The 16,498-nt window shown below is 40.8% G+C and carries 17 protein-coding genes; 9 read left to right on the forward strand and 8 right to left on the reverse strand.

The features are described from left to right. The first annotated feature begins 121 nt into the window (after positions 1-121). Positions 122-454 carry a DMT family protein gene (locus KXJ59_RS00180; protein WP_295199825.1) on the forward strand — a complete coding sequence of 111 codons (333 nt, stop codon included), beginning with the start codon at positions 122-124 and terminating at the stop codon, positions 452-454. Between the two features lie 40 nt (positions 455-494). On the opposite strand, the gene KXJ59_RS00185 is transcribed toward KXJ59_RS00180, so the two are convergent. Both KXJ59_RS00185 and KXJ59_RS00190 read right to left on the reverse strand, forming a co-directional pair. Continuing rightward, on the reverse strand, positions 495-797 hold the full coding sequence (locus tag KXJ59_RS00185) for a DUF3106 domain-containing protein (protein ID WP_363265400.1): 303 nt from the start codon (positions 795-797) through the stop codon (positions 495-497). Between the two features lie 283 nt (positions 798-1,080). Next, the gene (locus tag KXJ59_RS00190) at positions 1,081-2,193 is read right to left on the reverse strand and encodes a YCF48-related protein (protein ID WP_295199827.1); all 1,113 of its coding nucleotides are present in this window, start codon (positions 2,191-2,193) and stop codon (positions 1,081-1,083) included. A gap of 84 nt (positions 2,194-2,277) precedes the next feature. Here KXJ59_RS00190 and KXJ59_RS00195 point away from each other — a divergent pair, with 84 nt between their 5' ends. Continuing rightward, the gene (locus tag KXJ59_RS00195; RefSeq protein ID WP_295199830.1) at positions 2,278-3,009 is read left to right on the forward strand and encodes a tRNA threonylcarbamoyladenosine dehydratase; all 732 of its coding nucleotides are present in this window, start codon (positions 2,278-2,280) and stop codon (positions 3,007-3,009) included. Positions 3,010-3,074: 65 nt separating this feature from the next. Here the strand turns inward: KXJ59_RS00195 and KXJ59_RS00200 are convergent, their stop codons facing one another. Together KXJ59_RS00200 and KXJ59_RS00205 are read right to left on the reverse strand one after the other, a co-directional pair. After that, the gene (locus KXJ59_RS00200; RefSeq protein ID WP_295199833.1) at positions 3,075-4,244 is read right to left on the reverse strand and encodes a DUF1343 domain-containing protein; all 1,170 of its coding nucleotides are present in this window, start codon (positions 4,242-4,244) and stop codon (positions 3,075-3,077) included. A 136-nt stretch (positions 4,245-4,380) separates the two neighbouring features. Further along, positions 4,381-4,764: a YkgJ family cysteine cluster protein gene (locus KXJ59_RS00205; RefSeq protein WP_295199882.1), complete on the reverse strand. Its 384-nt coding sequence runs from the start codon at positions 4,762-4,764 to the stop codon at positions 4,381-4,383. 321 nt (positions 4,765-5,085) lie between these two features. Between KXJ59_RS00205 and KXJ59_RS00210 the strand changes: the two genes are divergently transcribed. Genes KXJ59_RS00210 through KXJ59_RS00225 form a run of 4 tightly spaced genes read left to right on the forward strand, consistent with a single transcriptional unit; the run spans position 5,086 to position 10,751 of the window. Next, a complete protein-coding gene (locus KXJ59_RS00210) occupies positions 5,086-6,966 on the forward strand; it encodes a DNA topoisomerase IV subunit B (RefSeq protein WP_295199834.1) in 1,881 nt (626 codons plus the stop codon). Between the two features lie 28 nt (positions 6,967-6,994). After that, a complete protein-coding gene (locus KXJ59_RS00215; RefSeq protein WP_295199836.1) occupies positions 6,995-7,831 on the forward strand; it encodes a DUF1835 domain-containing protein in 837 nt (278 codons plus the stop codon). 11 nt (positions 7,832-7,842) lie between these two features. Further along, a complete protein-coding gene (locus KXJ59_RS00220) occupies positions 7,843-8,214 on the forward strand; it encodes a hypothetical protein (RefSeq protein ID WP_295199839.1) in 372 nt (123 codons plus the stop codon). Between the two features lie 20 nt (positions 8,215-8,234). Next, entirely contained in the window at positions 8,235-10,751 is a 2,517-nt protein-coding gene (locus KXJ59_RS00225) for a DNA gyrase/topoisomerase IV subunit A (RefSeq protein WP_295199842.1), read from the forward strand. A gap of 33 nt (positions 10,752-10,784) precedes the next feature. On the opposite strand, the gene KXJ59_RS00230 is transcribed toward KXJ59_RS00225, so the two are convergent. Beyond that, the gene (locus KXJ59_RS00230; protein WP_295199843.1) at positions 10,785-11,714 is read right to left on the reverse strand and encodes a hypothetical protein; all 930 of its coding nucleotides are present in this window, start codon (positions 11,712-11,714) and stop codon (positions 10,785-10,787) included. Between the two features lie 129 nt (positions 11,715-11,843). Between KXJ59_RS00230 and KXJ59_RS00235 the strand changes: the two genes are divergently transcribed. Then, positions 11,844-12,689, forward strand: a complete 846-nt coding sequence (locus KXJ59_RS00235) for a S1-like domain-containing RNA-binding protein (RefSeq protein WP_295199845.1) — start codon at positions 11,844-11,846, stop codon at positions 12,687-12,689. Here KXJ59_RS00235 and KXJ59_RS00240 read toward each other — a convergent pair. Genes KXJ59_RS00240 through KXJ59_RS00250 form a run of 3 tightly spaced genes read right to left on the reverse strand, consistent with a single transcriptional unit; the run spans position 12,686 to position 14,537 of the window. Beyond that, entirely contained in the window at positions 12,686-13,372 is a 687-nt protein-coding gene (locus tag KXJ59_RS00240; RefSeq protein WP_295199847.1) for a hypothetical protein, read from the reverse strand. The genes KXJ59_RS00235 and KXJ59_RS00240 overlap by 4 nt on opposite strands. Positions 13,373-13,382: 10 nt before the next feature. Then, positions 13,383-14,051, reverse strand: coding sequence for a hypothetical protein (locus tag KXJ59_RS00245; RefSeq protein WP_295199850.1), 669 nt, complete (start codon positions 14,049-14,051; stop codon positions 13,383-13,385). Positions 14,052-14,108: 57 nt separating this feature from the next. Continuing rightward, positions 14,109-14,537 carry a hypothetical protein gene (locus KXJ59_RS00250; RefSeq protein WP_295199853.1) on the reverse strand — a complete coding sequence of 143 codons (429 nt, stop codon included), beginning with the start codon at positions 14,535-14,537 and terminating at the stop codon, positions 14,109-14,111. A 177-nt stretch (positions 14,538-14,714) separates the two neighbouring features. Between KXJ59_RS00250 and KXJ59_RS00255 the strand changes: the two genes are divergently transcribed. Further along, positions 14,715-15,905, forward strand: a complete 1,191-nt coding sequence (locus KXJ59_RS00255) for an acetyl-CoA C-acyltransferase (protein WP_295199854.1) — start codon at positions 14,715-14,717, stop codon at positions 15,903-15,905. Positions 15,906-15,910: 5 nt separating this feature from the next. After that, positions 15,911-16,441: a GNAT family N-acetyltransferase gene (locus KXJ59_RS00260; RefSeq protein ID WP_295199857.1), complete on the forward strand. Its 531-nt coding sequence runs from the start codon at positions 15,911-15,913 to the stop codon at positions 16,439-16,441. The last annotated feature ends 57 nt before the right edge of the window (positions 16,442-16,498 follow it).

The following is a 16,498-nucleotide window of genomic DNA, read 5'->3' on the forward strand; positions in this document are numbered from 1 at the left end:
TTACTGGTATACCTAATGCAAGATCCGTGCTGTTCTGCTTTCAAGTGGCAATCTGGCAATCTTTGTATCAGTTTACTGCTGATATTGCAGTTCATACTGTCAAACTACAAATGAAAGTTATATGATTAAAACCATTTTATTGCTGCTGGTTTCCAACATCTTTATGACATTCGCCTGGTATGGTCATCTCAAACAACAGGGGATGCCTTTATGGAAAGCCATTGCCATCAGTTGGGGCATCGCCTTTTTTGAATACTGCTTAATGGTGCCTGCCAACAGAAATGGATATGCCAACGGATTCAGCGGCTTTCAATTAAAGATTACCCAGGAAATCATAACGCTGCTTGTGTTTACGGTTTTTGCAGTGTTTTACCTCAAAGAGCCGTTTCAAACCAAATACCTGATCAGTTTTTTGTTTATACTCGGAGCCGTATACTTTGCTTTCAAAAAATAAGGGGTACACGCTGGTACCCCTTCCATCTATCCGTATAACCTTATTCCGTATCTTTTTTTACTTCCCTGATCCGGCGTTTGAACGCTTTCTTTTCACGGGGTGATAAACTGTCTGCACGATTTTTCATTCTCTCCTTCATCTGTGATTTCTGCTCAGGTGATAACTCATCAAAACGCTTGCGCATTTTTTCGCGCTGCTCTTTCTTTTGTTCAGGAGAAAGACTGTCGTAACGCGCTTTCAGTTCTTTTCTTTTTTCAGGAGATATACGCTCCCCACGTTCTTTTCTGAACTCAGCCAGTTTTGCTTTTTGTTCAGGGTTCAGTGTATCGGCACGATGACGAATTTGTCACCGTGCTGTTGTGTTATCCTGCGCCATCGTTTCGAGATTGATTAAAGTAAGCAGGAAGAAACTGCCAAGGCAAATGAGAATGGTCTTTTTCATGTTTCAGTGGTTTTATGTGTATAAGACCGCTGACACAGATACAGGTTTAAAGAATGTAATAAGCAGTGAAGTTTTTTAACATTTCAATCAATTCACCATCCTTCTGTGTTCTTCTGTGTCTTCAGTGGCAATAAAAATTAATTATTTGCCACTGAAGACACAGAAAGACACAGAAGATATTTACTCAGGGTAGAATCAGTTGCGCAATACGGCCGCCGCCACCTGCCATAAAAATGGCTTTACCGTTTCTGGCTTTTTGTACCACATGAAAACTCTCTTTTGAAATAAGTTGCCAGTTTTTACCTGCGTCTTTTGAAATATCGATACCGGAAGTACCGCAGGTTACCAGGTTGTTTGCATCAAGATAAATAACGCAGGATCTGTATCCGTGTGGCATGGTTACCGGCAATGAATACACCGGCTTTCCGGTTTGAAAAGAAACAAGCACACAATTATCAGTACCAATACTATCTCTGGCAAAATCGCCACCCACAATGACGGCCGATTTGGTTTTGTTGAACACGTCAATAGAATTGGCACCCGTTGAAGTGCCACCCTGCATCATGGGAAGGGAATCGTTGATATTATGTAGTGATAAATCTTTGAGTCTCGCTTTGCTTCCGCCTGTGGCTACTAATGCAGGTGAATACTTACCCATGGCTGTAAGCTTAACATTGGTGCCGCTCGAAGCAAACATGGCTTCTGTATCAGGAACAAGTCTTACATCATCTTTCGATTCAGATTTTGGCATTACCTGCCAGGTATCGCCTGCATCGAATGACATGGCCACAAATAATTTTCCATTGATCGGATCACCTATCACAATCAGTGTATGGGTCGGAGCTTTATCACCCTTTTTCCTGTTTCCTTGATCCTTGCTTCTTTTTATTTGTGCTGAATCAACCAACATGTCCATAGCATCCATAAACATGCCCTTGGTTGTATCCTCAAATACTTTACTCCAGTTTTTGCCACCATCTTTTGTTTTAAGAATAACCGCAGGTTCAGCAATGGCCATAATAACAGCTGTTTCTGCATCGATGGCTTCGATATCCCTGAAATCTCTTTTCTCATAGCCGGGAATGGTCATCCATTCCAACGTATTACCTCCATCCAGTGATCTTACCACCGTTCCATTACTGCCACTGGCCCAGAAAACCAGGTCGTTCACCACACTGAGCCCACGAAAACTTACCCGCCTGCCTGCATCGAATAGTTTTACAGGCGAAGTCTGCGAAAAGCTATTGAATGATGTTAACACAGTGTACAAGACAATAATTATTTTATTAAACCGCATAGGAACTACATTTTTGTATATTAAATTTCTGGATAGAAAGATAAGTAAATCGAAATCAAAGATCACCAAATCAAAAAATCAAAGATGGTGCCATATTGGATGAGCCGAACCCAGCTCTTATTGGGTGACGAACCGATTGAAAAACTCATGACCAAAAATGTATTGGTAGTGGGTCTGGGTGGCGTTGGAGGTATTTGTGCGGAAATGATTGCACGAGCTGGCGTGGGTAAAATGACCATCGTAGATGCCGATACGGTTGACCTGAGTAACTGTAACCGCCAGATACCTGCGCTTCACTCTGCTGCCGGTAAACTAAAGGCGGAAGTAATGGCAGAACGATTGAAAGACATTAATCCTGCTCTTGACCTCACCATCCTTACTGAGTTTATTAAAGACGACCGCACAAAAGAAATACTGGACCAGGGAAATTTTGATTATGCAGTGGATTGTATCGATACGCTTTCTCCAAAAGTATTTTTTATAAAAGCCTGTATCGACAGAAAAATACCCATTGTAAGCTCATTGGGTGCAGGTGGTAAAGTAGATCCTTCGAAAGTAGTGGTAACAGATATTTCCAAAACCCATCAGTGTAACCTGGCCAGGTATGTTCGTAAAAGACTGCATGAGCAGGGGATATACAAAGGATTAAAAGTAGTATTCAGTGCGGAGAGGGTAGACCAGAGCCGGATTATTGAAACAGAAAAAGCATACCCAAAAAAATCAATCATTGGAACCATCAGCTATATGCCCGCCATCTTTGGTTGTGTAGCAGCCAGCGTGGTGATAAGGGATTTGTATGGAGGAAGTAGTGAATAGTGAGTAGTCAGTAGTCAGTGGGGGGTATTTAATAATATTACTCACTATTCACTACTCACTACTCACTATTCATACAGTAAATTTTCACCTACTTCTTCTTCCCATTCCTTACACCTGCAATATTTTGTAATGGTGGCAATAAATGCAGGAACGGGTAGGTCAAATAATGCTTCGCTGTTTGAAATACCCAATAATTTATCAAGATGACCTTTGCCGGAAGGGTTTACACTGGTTGGATAAGTGGCCCAGCTAAATTGTGAAGGATGCAGACTTTTTATGAGTTTGATTAATATCATACCATTCATCACTGCATTAAAACAGGAACGGTCGTCTACCTTCATGTGCACGGCATTGCATAATTGCTTTTCAAATTTACTGTGTACAGGTGTAAACTGAATAGTAGCAGTGGTTATTTCGCCGCCGGACATATTATTAAGCATGTCGGCCACCACTTCTGCGTGAAGCCAGGGGCTGCCTGCAGCTTCAAAACTATAAGCTGTGCCGCGTGCTTCACTGATATTGGTAGCTTCCAGCAAACAGAGTCCGGGATACAATAACATCGATTGAAAACTTTGGATGGCTGGAGAAGTGGGTACAAATGGAATACCCCAGTCGGGCTGGAATGAATCTCTTTGCCAGTTTTCGCACCGTATTACTTCAATATCAGCATGAATCTTTCTTGTATCATTAAAATAAAGTGCCAGTTCTCCCAATGTACAACTATGCCGCACAGGCATTTCCCATCTTCCAATAAAAGAGTTGTTGGCTTCAGTAAGCATTGGCCCCTCGCATAATTGCATATTCCCAGACACGGGGTTGGGACGATCCAGTAGTACAAGTTTTTTATTAGTGGCAGCAGCAGTTTCTATGAGATAAGTAAGGGTCCATAAATAAGTATAGAAACGACTGCCGATATCAGGTACATCAAAAAGAAGCAGATCAATATCGGCCAGCTGGGCTTCGGTGGGGGCGAGTCGTTCACCGTATAAACTGATTACGGGTAAACCAGTGAGTAAATCATAGCCATCTTTAATGGCATGCCCGTCTGCACCACGAACATCAAGTCCATGCTCCGGAGAAAACAATACCTGGATATTAAAACCCGCTTTCAGTAAAGCCTGTCTCGACGGTTCCAGTAAACGGGTCGTAGCCGCTTCATTGGTAACCATGCCAATCCGTAAACCTTTCCAGGAAGGAGTGGTGTGTAACAAGCTGTCTATTCCAAAAGCAAGCATAGGGGAGATTTTTTGATGTCAGATGGCGGATGTCAGATTTCTGATACCTAGAGTAAAGATGAAATAAATGAAGCAATTGTAAACCAAAAGTCAAAAGTCAAAAATCAAAAAAAAATCCGACATCCTACATCCTACATCAGACATCCAAAATCTGCTTTTTCATTTCCTCTACAATATTAAAAATTATGGGGCAGCGACCATAATGCATAAGGGTAGTGAATAATCTTTTACTGAATCCGGGTAAATGCATGGCCGGAAATTCGCGGCAACCTTCAAAACGGTATTCATAAACAGTACATTTATTTTCATTTAGAAAAGTACAGGGGACAGCATTCATAATCATCATGCCATTACTGCCTTTTTCAATATACTGTTTATCAAAATCTATCCTCGGCTGGTTAAGATGATCTGATAAACGGTCTGCTTCTGTTTCTGAAACATTAATCATCAGGCTTCTGCAGCAATTGCCACAATCGGTACAGTTTATTCTGGGTGTAATTTCTTTGTTCAACCGGTGCACCAAACGATCAATTTCAAGTGGGTCGAGCGATTTTACCTGCTGTGCAAATCGGTCATTTTCGGCTTCCCTGTCAAGGGCAAGAGAGGCAATCTGTTCAAGGTCCTCTAAAAGGTATTTTTCAGGCTGTTTGATGGGGTAAAGGTATAACCAAGGCTTTGAAAACCCAATAAATCAACATTTTAACCTCTTTTATCCACATGAAATGCCTATTTGTAGAAAAGTAAAATTGTACCGGGAGTTGAGGTGGTTAGATTTGCGGGTTGAGAATTATGCGTTTCCTTTCTGCAGAAAGGGTACAGTGACTGATTAAACTGATTGCAAATGGCTGAACAGAAGAATTTGAACGAGTATAATGAAGATTCCATACGGTCGCTCGACTGGCGTGAACATATCCGTCTGCGTCCCGGCATGTATATTGGTAAACTGGGAGATGGCTCTGCTACCGATGATGGTATTTATGTACTGATCAAAGAAGTGCTTGATAACTGTATCGATGAACATACCATGGGTTATGGTAAACAGGTTGAAATCAGTATTGATGGTAAACAGGTAACAATTCGTGACTATGGTCGCGGTATTCCTTTGGGTAAAGTGGTGGATGTGGTGAGTAAAATTAATACCGGTGCCAAGTACGACAGTAAAGCCTTTCAGAAAAGTGTGGGATTGAATGGGGTGGGTACCAAAGCGGTGAATGCCTTAAGTCAGTATTTTAAAGTAACCTCTCACCGGGATGGGAAAGAAAAAACAGCAGAATTTGAACGCGGCGTTCTGATAAACGATCATAAAGAACAGAAAACCTCAGAAGCGAATGGAACACTGGTGAGTTTTGTTCCTGATGAAACCGTGTTCCGTAATTTTCATTTTATTCATGAATACCTCGACAGCCAGCTATGGAACTATTGTTACCTGAATGCGGGTTTGTCACTTCATTTCAACGGGAAAAAATATGTCAGCAAAAACGGTCTGCTCGATTTATTAGAACGGAAGACCAATGCTGATGAACTGCGTTACCCGATTATTCACCTGAAAGGAGAAGATATAGAAGTGGCACTTTCACATAACAACGATTATGGGGAAGATATTTTCTCATTTGTAAATGGTCAGTATACCACACAGGGGGGGACCCATCAACAGGCGTTCAGGGAAGCCTATATCAAAGTAATCCGTGATTATTACAAAAAGGATTATGATGCGGCAGATATCCGCGGAAGTATTGTAGCGGCAATTTCTGTTCGTGTACAGGAGCCGGTATTTGAAAGCCAGACCAAAACAAAATTGGGTTCACAGAATGTATACGAAGGCGGCCCAACCATGAAGAAATTTGTGGAAGAATTCCTTGCAAAAGAACTGGATAACTATTTACACAGGAATCCGGCTGTATCTGAGGCCTTGCGTAAACGTATAGAACAGAGTGAGCGGGAAAGAAAAGAGCTGGCGGGTATTAAAAAACTGGCCAATGAAAGAGCCAAAAAAGCAAATCTTCATAATAAAAAATTGCGCGACTGCAGGGTACATTTAAATGATGACCTGCCTGCTAAGAATAAAGAAGAATTTATTGCAACGCAGAAAAACTCAACCATCTTTATTACAGAAGGAGATAGTGCAAGTGGAAGTATCACCAAATCGAGAAATGTAGATACACAGGCCGTATTCAGCCTGCGGGGTAAGCCATTGAATGCTTTCGGACTCACTAAAAAAGTTGTGTATGAAAACGAAGAATTCAACCTGCTGCAGCATGCACTGAATATAGAGGAAGGGATGGAAGGCCTTCGGTACAATAATATTGTTATTGCAACGGATGCCGATGTGGATGGTATGCATATACGCTTACTCATGATGACTTTCTTTCTCCAGTTCTTTCCTGATCTGGTAAAAAGAGGTCATGTGTATATATTGGAAACACCCTTGTTCAGGGTAAGAAACAAACAGGAAACCATTTATTGCTACGACGAAACAGAAAAACAGGCAGCCGTAGCCAAACTGGGAAACAAACCGGAGATAACCCGTTTTAAAGGGTTGGGCGAAATTTCACCCGAAGAATTTGGTCGTTTTATCGGCGAAGAAATGCGTGTACAACCTGTTATCCTTGAGCAAGGCGATCATATCCAGCAGTTACTTGAATATTATATGGGCAAGAATACCATGGAACGGCAGGAGTTTATTATTAACAACCTGAAAGTAGAACTTGACCTGGTAGATTGATTATTTAGTAAAGCGCAAAAAAGAAAAGATGATTCATATAGTTTTTGAAACAGCAAATGTAACAGCACTGCAACAGGCCATAGAACTGGATGAGAGCCTGCAAGGCAGTATTGTAGAAATAAAAGATGATTATGCAGTAGGTCCGTTGGGAGATATTAATGAAACAGAAGGTTATCAGACCAGACGTGACTGGCAAAAAAATGTATTAGAATATTCTCCTTACACAGAGCAAATCAATATTGTTGATGATAAGCTTACAGTTCATCAGTTACTCAAACAATTAGATGAAGAGCCTGAAGCAGAAGTATGGATTTGGATGGCACAGAATGCCCATGATGTATGTGGTTACTACTGGCTCATGAGTCAGTTAAAAGAATACCAGGGCCGTGTGCAGGTACTGTACCTGAATAACCTGCCTTTTATCAATGAAAAGGGGCAGATATTTTATCCGTCTTACCTGCATGAGATTCAACCGAAAGAATTCCTCAAGGCAAAAAAACTGGCACGCCCCATTACACTCAGTGAATTTGAAGTGGATCCTGATGAATGGAAAAAACTTTGTCAGGATGGAGCCCTGATACGTTTTCTGGAAGGGGGTAAGAAAATTATGGGGAAAGAAGTGGAATTCTTTGATAAAGATATCCTTGTCCATATAACTGGTGAACCGCAGAAACTGAATAAAGTAATTACAAATACCCTGAGTAAAATGAAAGTAAAGACCGGTGATGTTTTTCTGGTTTGGCGTATCAGGGAACTGGTAGCTGCCGGAAGACTGGAAACAGCAGGAGACTGGAACAGGGGATGGAAAGAAGTGACTGTAAAAACGGCATCTGCAGCACAAACAGTGATAACGGAAACAGCATAAAAAAGTAGCGCATGGTAGAAATTATCCCGGTAAAACAGGTGGCAGAAGATGAACGAGGGACCACACATTTTTTTGATACAGACAGAACAGGTCAATTTATTATTGCCTACCGGAAAGCAGGCAGTGCCAGCGGCAGACATTATCACAAAGGAACAGCAGTACATAAAAACCCCGAGCAGATCATCATTATGCAGGGAGAAGCAACGGTAAACTGGCTGGATGTGCGGAGCGATAAAAAAGGAACTATTAAAATAAAAGCGCCGGTGATGGTTAAAATTCAACCATGGGCCTGGCATGAAGTAATAGCAGATACAGATATCATCGTGTTTGAACTGAATGGTCTTGAAGATGCAAAAGACGATACTTTCAGACTTAATCAGTAGCGATCACAAATGAAGTAGACATGGCGAAAGAAAAACAACCGAACAGGGTTTTTGAAAATGAAACAGGGGTGCAGGGCCAATACCGTAACTGGTTCCTTGATTATGCTTCCTATGTAATATTGGAACGGGCTATTCCGGCTATTGAAGACGGATTGAAACCGGTGCAGAGAAGGATTTTGCATTCAATGAAGGAAATGGATGATGGCCGTTTTAACAAAGTGGCCAATATCATCGGTCAAAGTATGCAATACCATCCACATGGTGATGCAAGTATTGGTGATGCATTGGTGAACCTCGGACAAAAAGATTTACTGATTGAAACGCAGGGAAACTGGGGTGATGTAAGAACAGGTGACGATGCCGCTGCATCAAGGTATATAGAAGCACGTTTGTCGAAATTTGCATTGGATGTGGCGTTCAATCCCAAAACCACAAGGTGGCAGTTGAGTTATGATGGCAGAAAGAATGAGCCGGTAACACTACCCATGAAATTCCCGCTCTTATTGGCACAGGGAGCGGATGGTATTGCCGTTGGTTTGTCGACCAAATTATTACCCCATAATTTCTGTGAACTCATTGATGCTTCCATTAAATACCTCAAAGGGAAACGGTTTGAAATATTTCCCGATTTCCAGACAGGAGGAATGATTGATGTGGCGAATTATAATGAAGGAAAAAGAGGTGGTAAGGTAAGGGTAAGGGCGCATATAGAAGAACTGGATAAAAAAACACTGGTCATCAGAGATGTGCCATATGGTGTAACCACTACCCAGTTGATGGAAACCATCACCAAAGCCAATGACCAGGGGAAAATTAAAATTAAAAAAGTAACAGACGTAACAGCCAAAGAAGTAGAAATACATATTGATCTGGCTGCCGGTATTTCACCCGATATTACGATCGACGCACTCTATGCATTTACAGATTGCGAAGTGAGTATATCGCCCAATGCCTGTGTAATTGTAGATCATAAGCCGCAATTCATGGGAGTACATGAATTACTGAAAGTATCTGCTGACAATACAAAAGAATTACTCAAAAGAGAACTGGAGATAAAACTGGGTGAGCTGGAAGATAAATGGCATTATACATCACTAGAGAAAATATTCTTTGAAGAAAAAATATACAAGGAGCTTGAACAGAAACATGCTACCTGGGATGCAGTAATAGCAGCCATTGATAAAGCATTTACTCCCTTCAAGAAAAAACTGAAAAGGGCTATTGAAAGAGAAGATATTCTCAAACTCACTGAAAAACCGGTGAGAAGAATTTACCGACTCGATATCAATGAACTGAATGAGCAGATTAAATCGATAGAAGCAGATATCAAACAGGTAAAACACGATCTGGAACACCTGACCGATTTTGCAGTGGCTTATTTTGAAAACCTCCTGAAAAAATATGGCAAAGGAAGAGAGCGCAAAACCGAGATCAAAGAATTTGATACCATCCAGGTAAAACAGGTAGCTATTGCCAATACCAGATTATACATCAACCGTTCGGAAGGATTTATTGGCACCGGATTAAAGAAAGACGAGTTTCTCTGTGATTGCTCTGATTATGATGATATCATTGCCTTTACCCGCTCAGGTACCATGAAAGTGGTGAAGGTGTCGGATAAAGTGTTTATCGGGAAAGATATTCTTCATGCTGCTGTATTCCAGAAAAATGATGAGCGTACTACCTACAACATGATTTATCTCGATGGAGCCACCGGAACCAGTTATGCCAAACGTTTTAATGTAACCGGTATTACAAGAGAAAAAGAATACGATCTTACCAAAGGATCTGATAAAAGTAAAGTGCACTATTTCACCGCTAACCTGAACGGTGAAGCAGAAGTAGTGAAAATTGTACTCAGTCCTAACTGTACAGCACGAAACAAGGAATTTGATTTCTATTTTGAAGAACTGGAAATCAAGGGCAGGAGCAGTATGGGTAACCAGGTAACCAAATATCCGATTAAAGCCGTAAAACTGAAGGAAGCCGGAAAGAGTACACTGGCAGGTCGTAAACTCTGGTTCGATGACAAATTCGGCCGACTGAATACGGAAGAAAAAGGGCAGTACCTCGGAAGTTTTGAAGATGAAAAATTACTGCTGATCTATCACGACGGAACTTATGAGCTCACCGATACTGAAATGACACAGCGTTTTGAGCCGGAAAAAATTGCACTGGTTGAAAAATTCGATCCCAATAAAATCATTACAGCTGTTTATCTCGACAACGATAAACGGCAGTATAATATCAAGCGATTTAAAATTGAAACCAGTACTTTAAAAACCCAGTTCCTCTTTATTAAGGAAGGAGAGGGAAACCGTCTGGAAGCGGTTACTACTGAAGATGAACCTATATTGGGAGTACAAACCGGTAAAGGTACTCAGGTACGAAAAGCAAAATTTAAAGTGGCAAAAATGGTAGAAGTAATGGGCTGGAAAGCAGTAGGGGCCAAGCTCACCGACTTCAATAAAAGCATTGAAATGGAATGGGAGCAAAAACCCAAAGAAGATAATCCACAGCAGGAGCTGTTTGAATGATGAATATTCAATAATGAATTACTTCAACATTCATTATTGAATATTCGCTATTCTTCTGTTCCTCAGCCTTATTGTTGCTGTTCGGTTCAGGTCGCTGGTGAGAATGAGTTCATGTCTTTTATCTCCGTCGTAGATGATTAATGCAGCGGTATTCGGTGGTACCATGCCCAGGTTTTCTGCAAACATACTCAGTTCATTAAAAGCCAGCGAACTGTCTAATTGAATGGTTTTCCTGATGGCCCTGTGATCGAGTTTTACTTTAGGTATCAGTAACTGGTTATTAAGATAAACCGATACAGAGTCGTAATCTATACTTCCGTTATCGTACAATTCAAGTCGCAGAGGCCCACCAGATACCTCTATCTCGCGCACCAATAGTTTTTCCCTTTTCAGAAATACTGTATCAATGATATTGGGTGCTGCAACCGGGGTAATAACAGGTATAAAAACAGTATCCTTCTCCGGTTCATCAACTGCTATTTCTGTTATTGGGCTTATGGGGGCTGAAAGGGTATCTGTTGAATACCTGAAACGAAACTGAATGGCTGGAGCTGTGTACCGGTGTGCGGCATCACTTTCAAAAGCACCATTCAGAATAGATTCTGTTCGGTTAACAATAAGTGTAAAATTGCCTGTCAGTATACAATCAATCCCATTTCTGGTGCTTCGCGATAAATAATAAATAAATGGAACGGGTTTAAAGCTAAGCTGCCGGGTATTGCTGTTGAAAACACCGTTAACCGCTAACTTAAAAAGACTGTCGCGAAAATAATATTGTAATTCACCCGCCACAGTTTTACCCTTTTGTTTCAGAATGAGTTCGGCCATATAGGCACTGTGTTCGCCGGGTACTGCAACTTTCCCCACCCCAAACCAATGGCCATTTACCTGTTGAGCCAGTAAGGTTTTATTCCAGCCAAAAAATAAAAATACTATTCCAATAAGGGGCTTGATCCGGTTCATTGGCCGCAAAATATTTAAAGCATTTGAAGGTGCTTGTTTAAAGTTGCTAACAGTAGTGGAAAGGGGCTTTATGCATGCATTTTCAGCTAAACCAATAAACTAACCTATTTTTGCCCCTTAAACTGTTTTATGGAGCCAGTGCTGGTAGGCCGATACAATACACTGAAAGTATCAAGAAAAGTAGATTTTGGTTTTTATCTCGATAATGGGGAGGAGGGTATTCTCCTGCCAACCCGTTTTGCCCCCAAGGGGTTAAGAATTGGAGACGAAATCACTGTATTCGTTTACCACGACTCAGATAACCGGCTGATTGCCACCACACAAAAAGCAAAAGCCTGTGTAGGAGAAATCGTAAAAATGAAAGCAGTGGCTGTAACCAGACAGGGGGCTTTTTTAGACTGGGGGTTGATGAAGGACCTGTTTGTGCCTGCATCCAAACAATTGGGTGGTATGCGTGAGGGCGGAGAATACCTCGTGAAACTTTATATCGATGAAATGACCGGAAGGGTAGCTGCAACAGAAAAACTGGAGCAGTTGCTGAGCAATGACACACTCACGGTGAAAGAACTCGATCAGGTTGACTTACTGGTGTATCGAAAATCTGAATTGGGTTATGTAGTCATCATAAACAACCTGCACACAGGTATCATTCATACAAGCGAAATATTCAGTGATATAGAAATTGGCGATCATTTAAAAGGCTTTGTAAAAACAATATTACCCGGTAATAAAATTGATGTAGTGCTGGGTAAACCCGGCTTTCAGAAAGTAGAAGATGAAGCGGGTAAAGTATTACGCCTGCTCGCGGAAAACAATGGCTACCTGCCCTATAATGATAAGTCGGCCCCGGAAGACATTTATGAATTCTTTGGAATGAGTAAAAAAACCTTTAAAATGACTACGGGTAACCTGTACAAACAAAGAAAAATTGAATTTACCCAAACAGGTATTAAAGCACTGGATACAAAGGATTAATTATATACCCTGTCTACATATTTATTCTTGTATAGCTGGAATATTTTCAAGAGTTGTGCTTTATAATCTTCAACATTGGGAAGGAGTCTGCTGTCTAAAAATGAGTTGTTTTGTGAAATAGACTGGTCTCTTAAAAGATAACCCTGGTTCTGTGGAAGCCTGTTTCTGGTTATGGAGTCTTTAATCTGATTATTAAAACTATAAGTAGGTGTTTCAGTAATACGTTTGCTGACATAAACAGTTCCACCAAGCCGGAAACTAAGTTGTTGCTTTTTTTTGGTGTGAACTAAAACTGTAAAATAAAATTTATGGGTGGCCTGTGAAACATTTATAGCACCATTTACACCCGCGCTATAACTGGTAGACGCAGTACCATTGGGGGTGTGTAAAGATTGTCCGTCAATAAGAAAACCAATAATAAAATCCGGGTCTTCATAGTTCACTTGCTTACCCGATTTCAGAAAATGAAACACCTCTACCAATCTTCTCTGATAAACAGGCCCCAGCTTAATTTTGTCTGCTGATTGAGGCGGAACAATGTATAAACTATAGGTTTTCAACGAATCCGTCATTTCACGCAGTGTACGGTAAATCTGTGCAAAGGCAGAATCATCCTGTGCAAACAAACAAGAGCTACTCATGAATAAGGTAATTGACAGCAGTAGTAAGCGTAGTTTTTTCATTTGTTGGTTTTTAGTTATCAACCCTGTCTACATAATAGTTAGTGAATTTGTCCAGTAGCTTAGATAAAAGTGTTTTATAATCTTCTGTGTGCATCCATAGCTCTCCGTACCTGGGTGATTGCAATTGAGTAAGTGAAATCGCCTGTGGCTGTGGTTGCATGGAATAACCCCTCCGGCTGATGGAATCCCTGATTTCATTTAACGGGGAACTCATCTCCATGGTTTTCTCATGTGCAACGATGTCGCCAAGTGTAAACCTTAATTCCTTTTTATCTTTCGTGTGAATCAGGAAATTAACTTTATACCGGTAAGTAACTTTTAAAATATATTGGTCATACATATCTCTTCTCCCATTCGGCAGCACTTTGGGTTCTTCTATCTGCTGATCATCTATTAAAATTCCGATGATAAAATCTGGTTGTTGAAAATCTATTTTTTTATTCTGCTTCAAAAAATGATACACTTTAGAGAGCCGGCTCTGGTAGGCACCGGTTAACCTGATTTTGTTAGTTGAGCCATAAGGAACCAGATACAAGGCATAAGAGGATAGGGAATCGGTAATCTCTCTGAACGTTTTGTATTGTTGTACAAAAACAGGATCAGGCTCCTGTGCATCTATTCTTGAGCTAAACGAAAGAATAATCAGCAGTGTACTTAGAATGGCTTTATTCAATTGCATCAGCAAGGGTTATGAAATAATACCTACAAATCTTGTACCAAAACCTGATGAAAAAGCTTAATATTTGTTTTTTTCTACCAGCCAGGTAGTATCAGTAGAACTGCTCGTTCCATTGGGGGCCTTAACAGTAGTGGTTCCGATATAATAATTATCGGCTATTTCTTTTACTTCATAAAACAAAACGGTACTCTGGTAAAAATTCTTTTCTTCCGGGGTTTTAGGCCCTGAACCGGTTAAAAAACTGGCGGCAAAGCGACAATTATCCAGCCAGTCTATTTTCCAGTAAGTGGTATCTTTTGTTTGGGTATTAATGTCTTGCTGAATACCATCAATCCTGTTGATAATAATATGTATGCCCTGTTTGTTATAGCTATGAAATTTCCCCTTTTTTAGTTGTGTACAATCTGGTGCAATAACTGCAAAACCGGTAAGTATTGCACTCATTAAAATGATCAATAAAAATTTCGGGTATTTAAGCAAATGCATATCATTCATATTATCACTAAGATAAGTCTGTTTAATCTTAACCCGCTTAGCTGCACACTTAATAATCTGTGAATCTGTGGCCTGAGATTCAATGATCAATGAATGAATATCTTTTAAAGCAACAAGACTAACGGTTGTTAGTATGAATGCTTTATATTTGCAATTCAAAATTGAGAAATGGCAACAAAAACTGTATATATCGTATCGGCTGTTCGTACACCAATGGGTTCATTTGGTGGAAGTTTAAAGGATTTTACCGCTCCCCAGTTGGGAGCCATTGCCATTAAAGCTGCTGTGGAAAGAGCAGGTATTCAACCCACTGATGTACAGGAAGTATTAATGGGTTGTGTAATACAGGCCAATACAGGTCAGGCTCCTGCGCGTCAGGCTGCAAAATTTGCCGGCTTGCCAGATGCTGTCATTTGCACTACGGTGAATAAAGTATGTGCCAGTGGTATGAAAGCCATTGCACAGGGGGCCCAATCAATTTTATTGGGTGATGCAGATATTATAGTTGCCGGTGGAATGGAAAGTATGAGCAATGTGCCCTTTTATTCTCCCAACCTCCGTTGGGGTAATAAATATGGGAATGTGCAATTAATAGATGGACTGGCAAAAGACGGACTCACTGATGTGTACCATAACTATGCTATGGGTAATGCCGCTGAACTTTGTGCCAAAGAATGTAATATCAGTCGCGAAGAACAGGATGCATTTGCCATAGAAAGTTATAAAAGAAGTCAGGCCGCCTGGAACAATGGAAGTTTTGATGCAGAGATTGTTCCTGTGCCTATTCCGCAACGTAAGGGGGATCCGGTTCTGTTTACAAAAGATGAAGAAGCATTCAATGTGAAATTTGATAAGATACCCGAATTGAAACCTGCTTTTGTAAAAGATGGAACTGTAACAGCCGCCAATGCTTCTACCATGAACGACGGCGCCGCTGCTCTGGTACTCATGAGCAAAGAAAAAGCAGAAGCACTGGGTATTAAACCACTGGCTGTTATCCGCAGTTATGCCGATGCTGAACAGGCGCCTGAATGGTTTACAACCACTCCTTCACTGGCTGTTCCCAAAGCAGTAGCTAAAGCCGGATTGTTGATGAGTGATATTGATTTTGTAGAACTCAATGAAGCATTCTCTGTGGTAGGTATTGCCAATATGCAAAAAATGCAGCTCGATCCTGCTAAAGTAAATGTACATGGTGGTGCAGTATCATTGGGACATCCGCTGGGTTGCAGTGGGGCAAGAATTATTGTTACATTGATTCATGTACTCAAACAACATGGTGGAAAAACAGGTGCTGCAGGTATTTGTAATGGTGGCGGTGGTGCCAGTGCCATGGTGATTGAAAACGTATCAGCATAACATTAATGACTGAAATTACCATCAGACAGGCTACCGAAGCAGATGCGGCACTGATTGCAACCATCAGCCGTGAAACTTTCTGCGACAGCTTTGCAGAAAATAATACAGCAGAAGACATGCAGTTATTTCTGGATGGGCCCTTCAGTACACCATTACTGATGGCAGAACTCTCTCATCCTGACTGTATCTTTTTTCTTATTTATCATAAAGAAGAACCCGCCGGTTATATCAAACTAAAACCTGGAAAGCACACCGAATTAAAAGGGACTGATAAAGCCATTGAAATCTGTCGTTTCTATGCCAGAAAACATATGATAGGAAAGGGTATAGGAAAAGCATTGATGCAGCATGCCATCGCTTATGCGAAAGAAAAAAAATATACAACTATCTGGCTCGGTGTATGGGAGAAAAATCAACGTGCCATCAGTTTCTACAACTCATTTGACTTCAAAAAATTTTCAGAACACGATTTTGTATTAGGCAGAGATGTGCAGAGAGACTGGTTGATGATGAGGGAAGTAGTGAGTAGTGAGTAGTCAGTAGTGAGTGGGGTAAGAATAATATTTTTTTCCTGAAAAATTTAATACCTGTTA

This window comes from Sediminibacterium sp., assembly GCF_019264485.1.
Classification (GTDB): Bacteria; Bacteroidota; Bacteroidia; order Chitinophagales; family Chitinophagaceae; genus Sediminibacterium.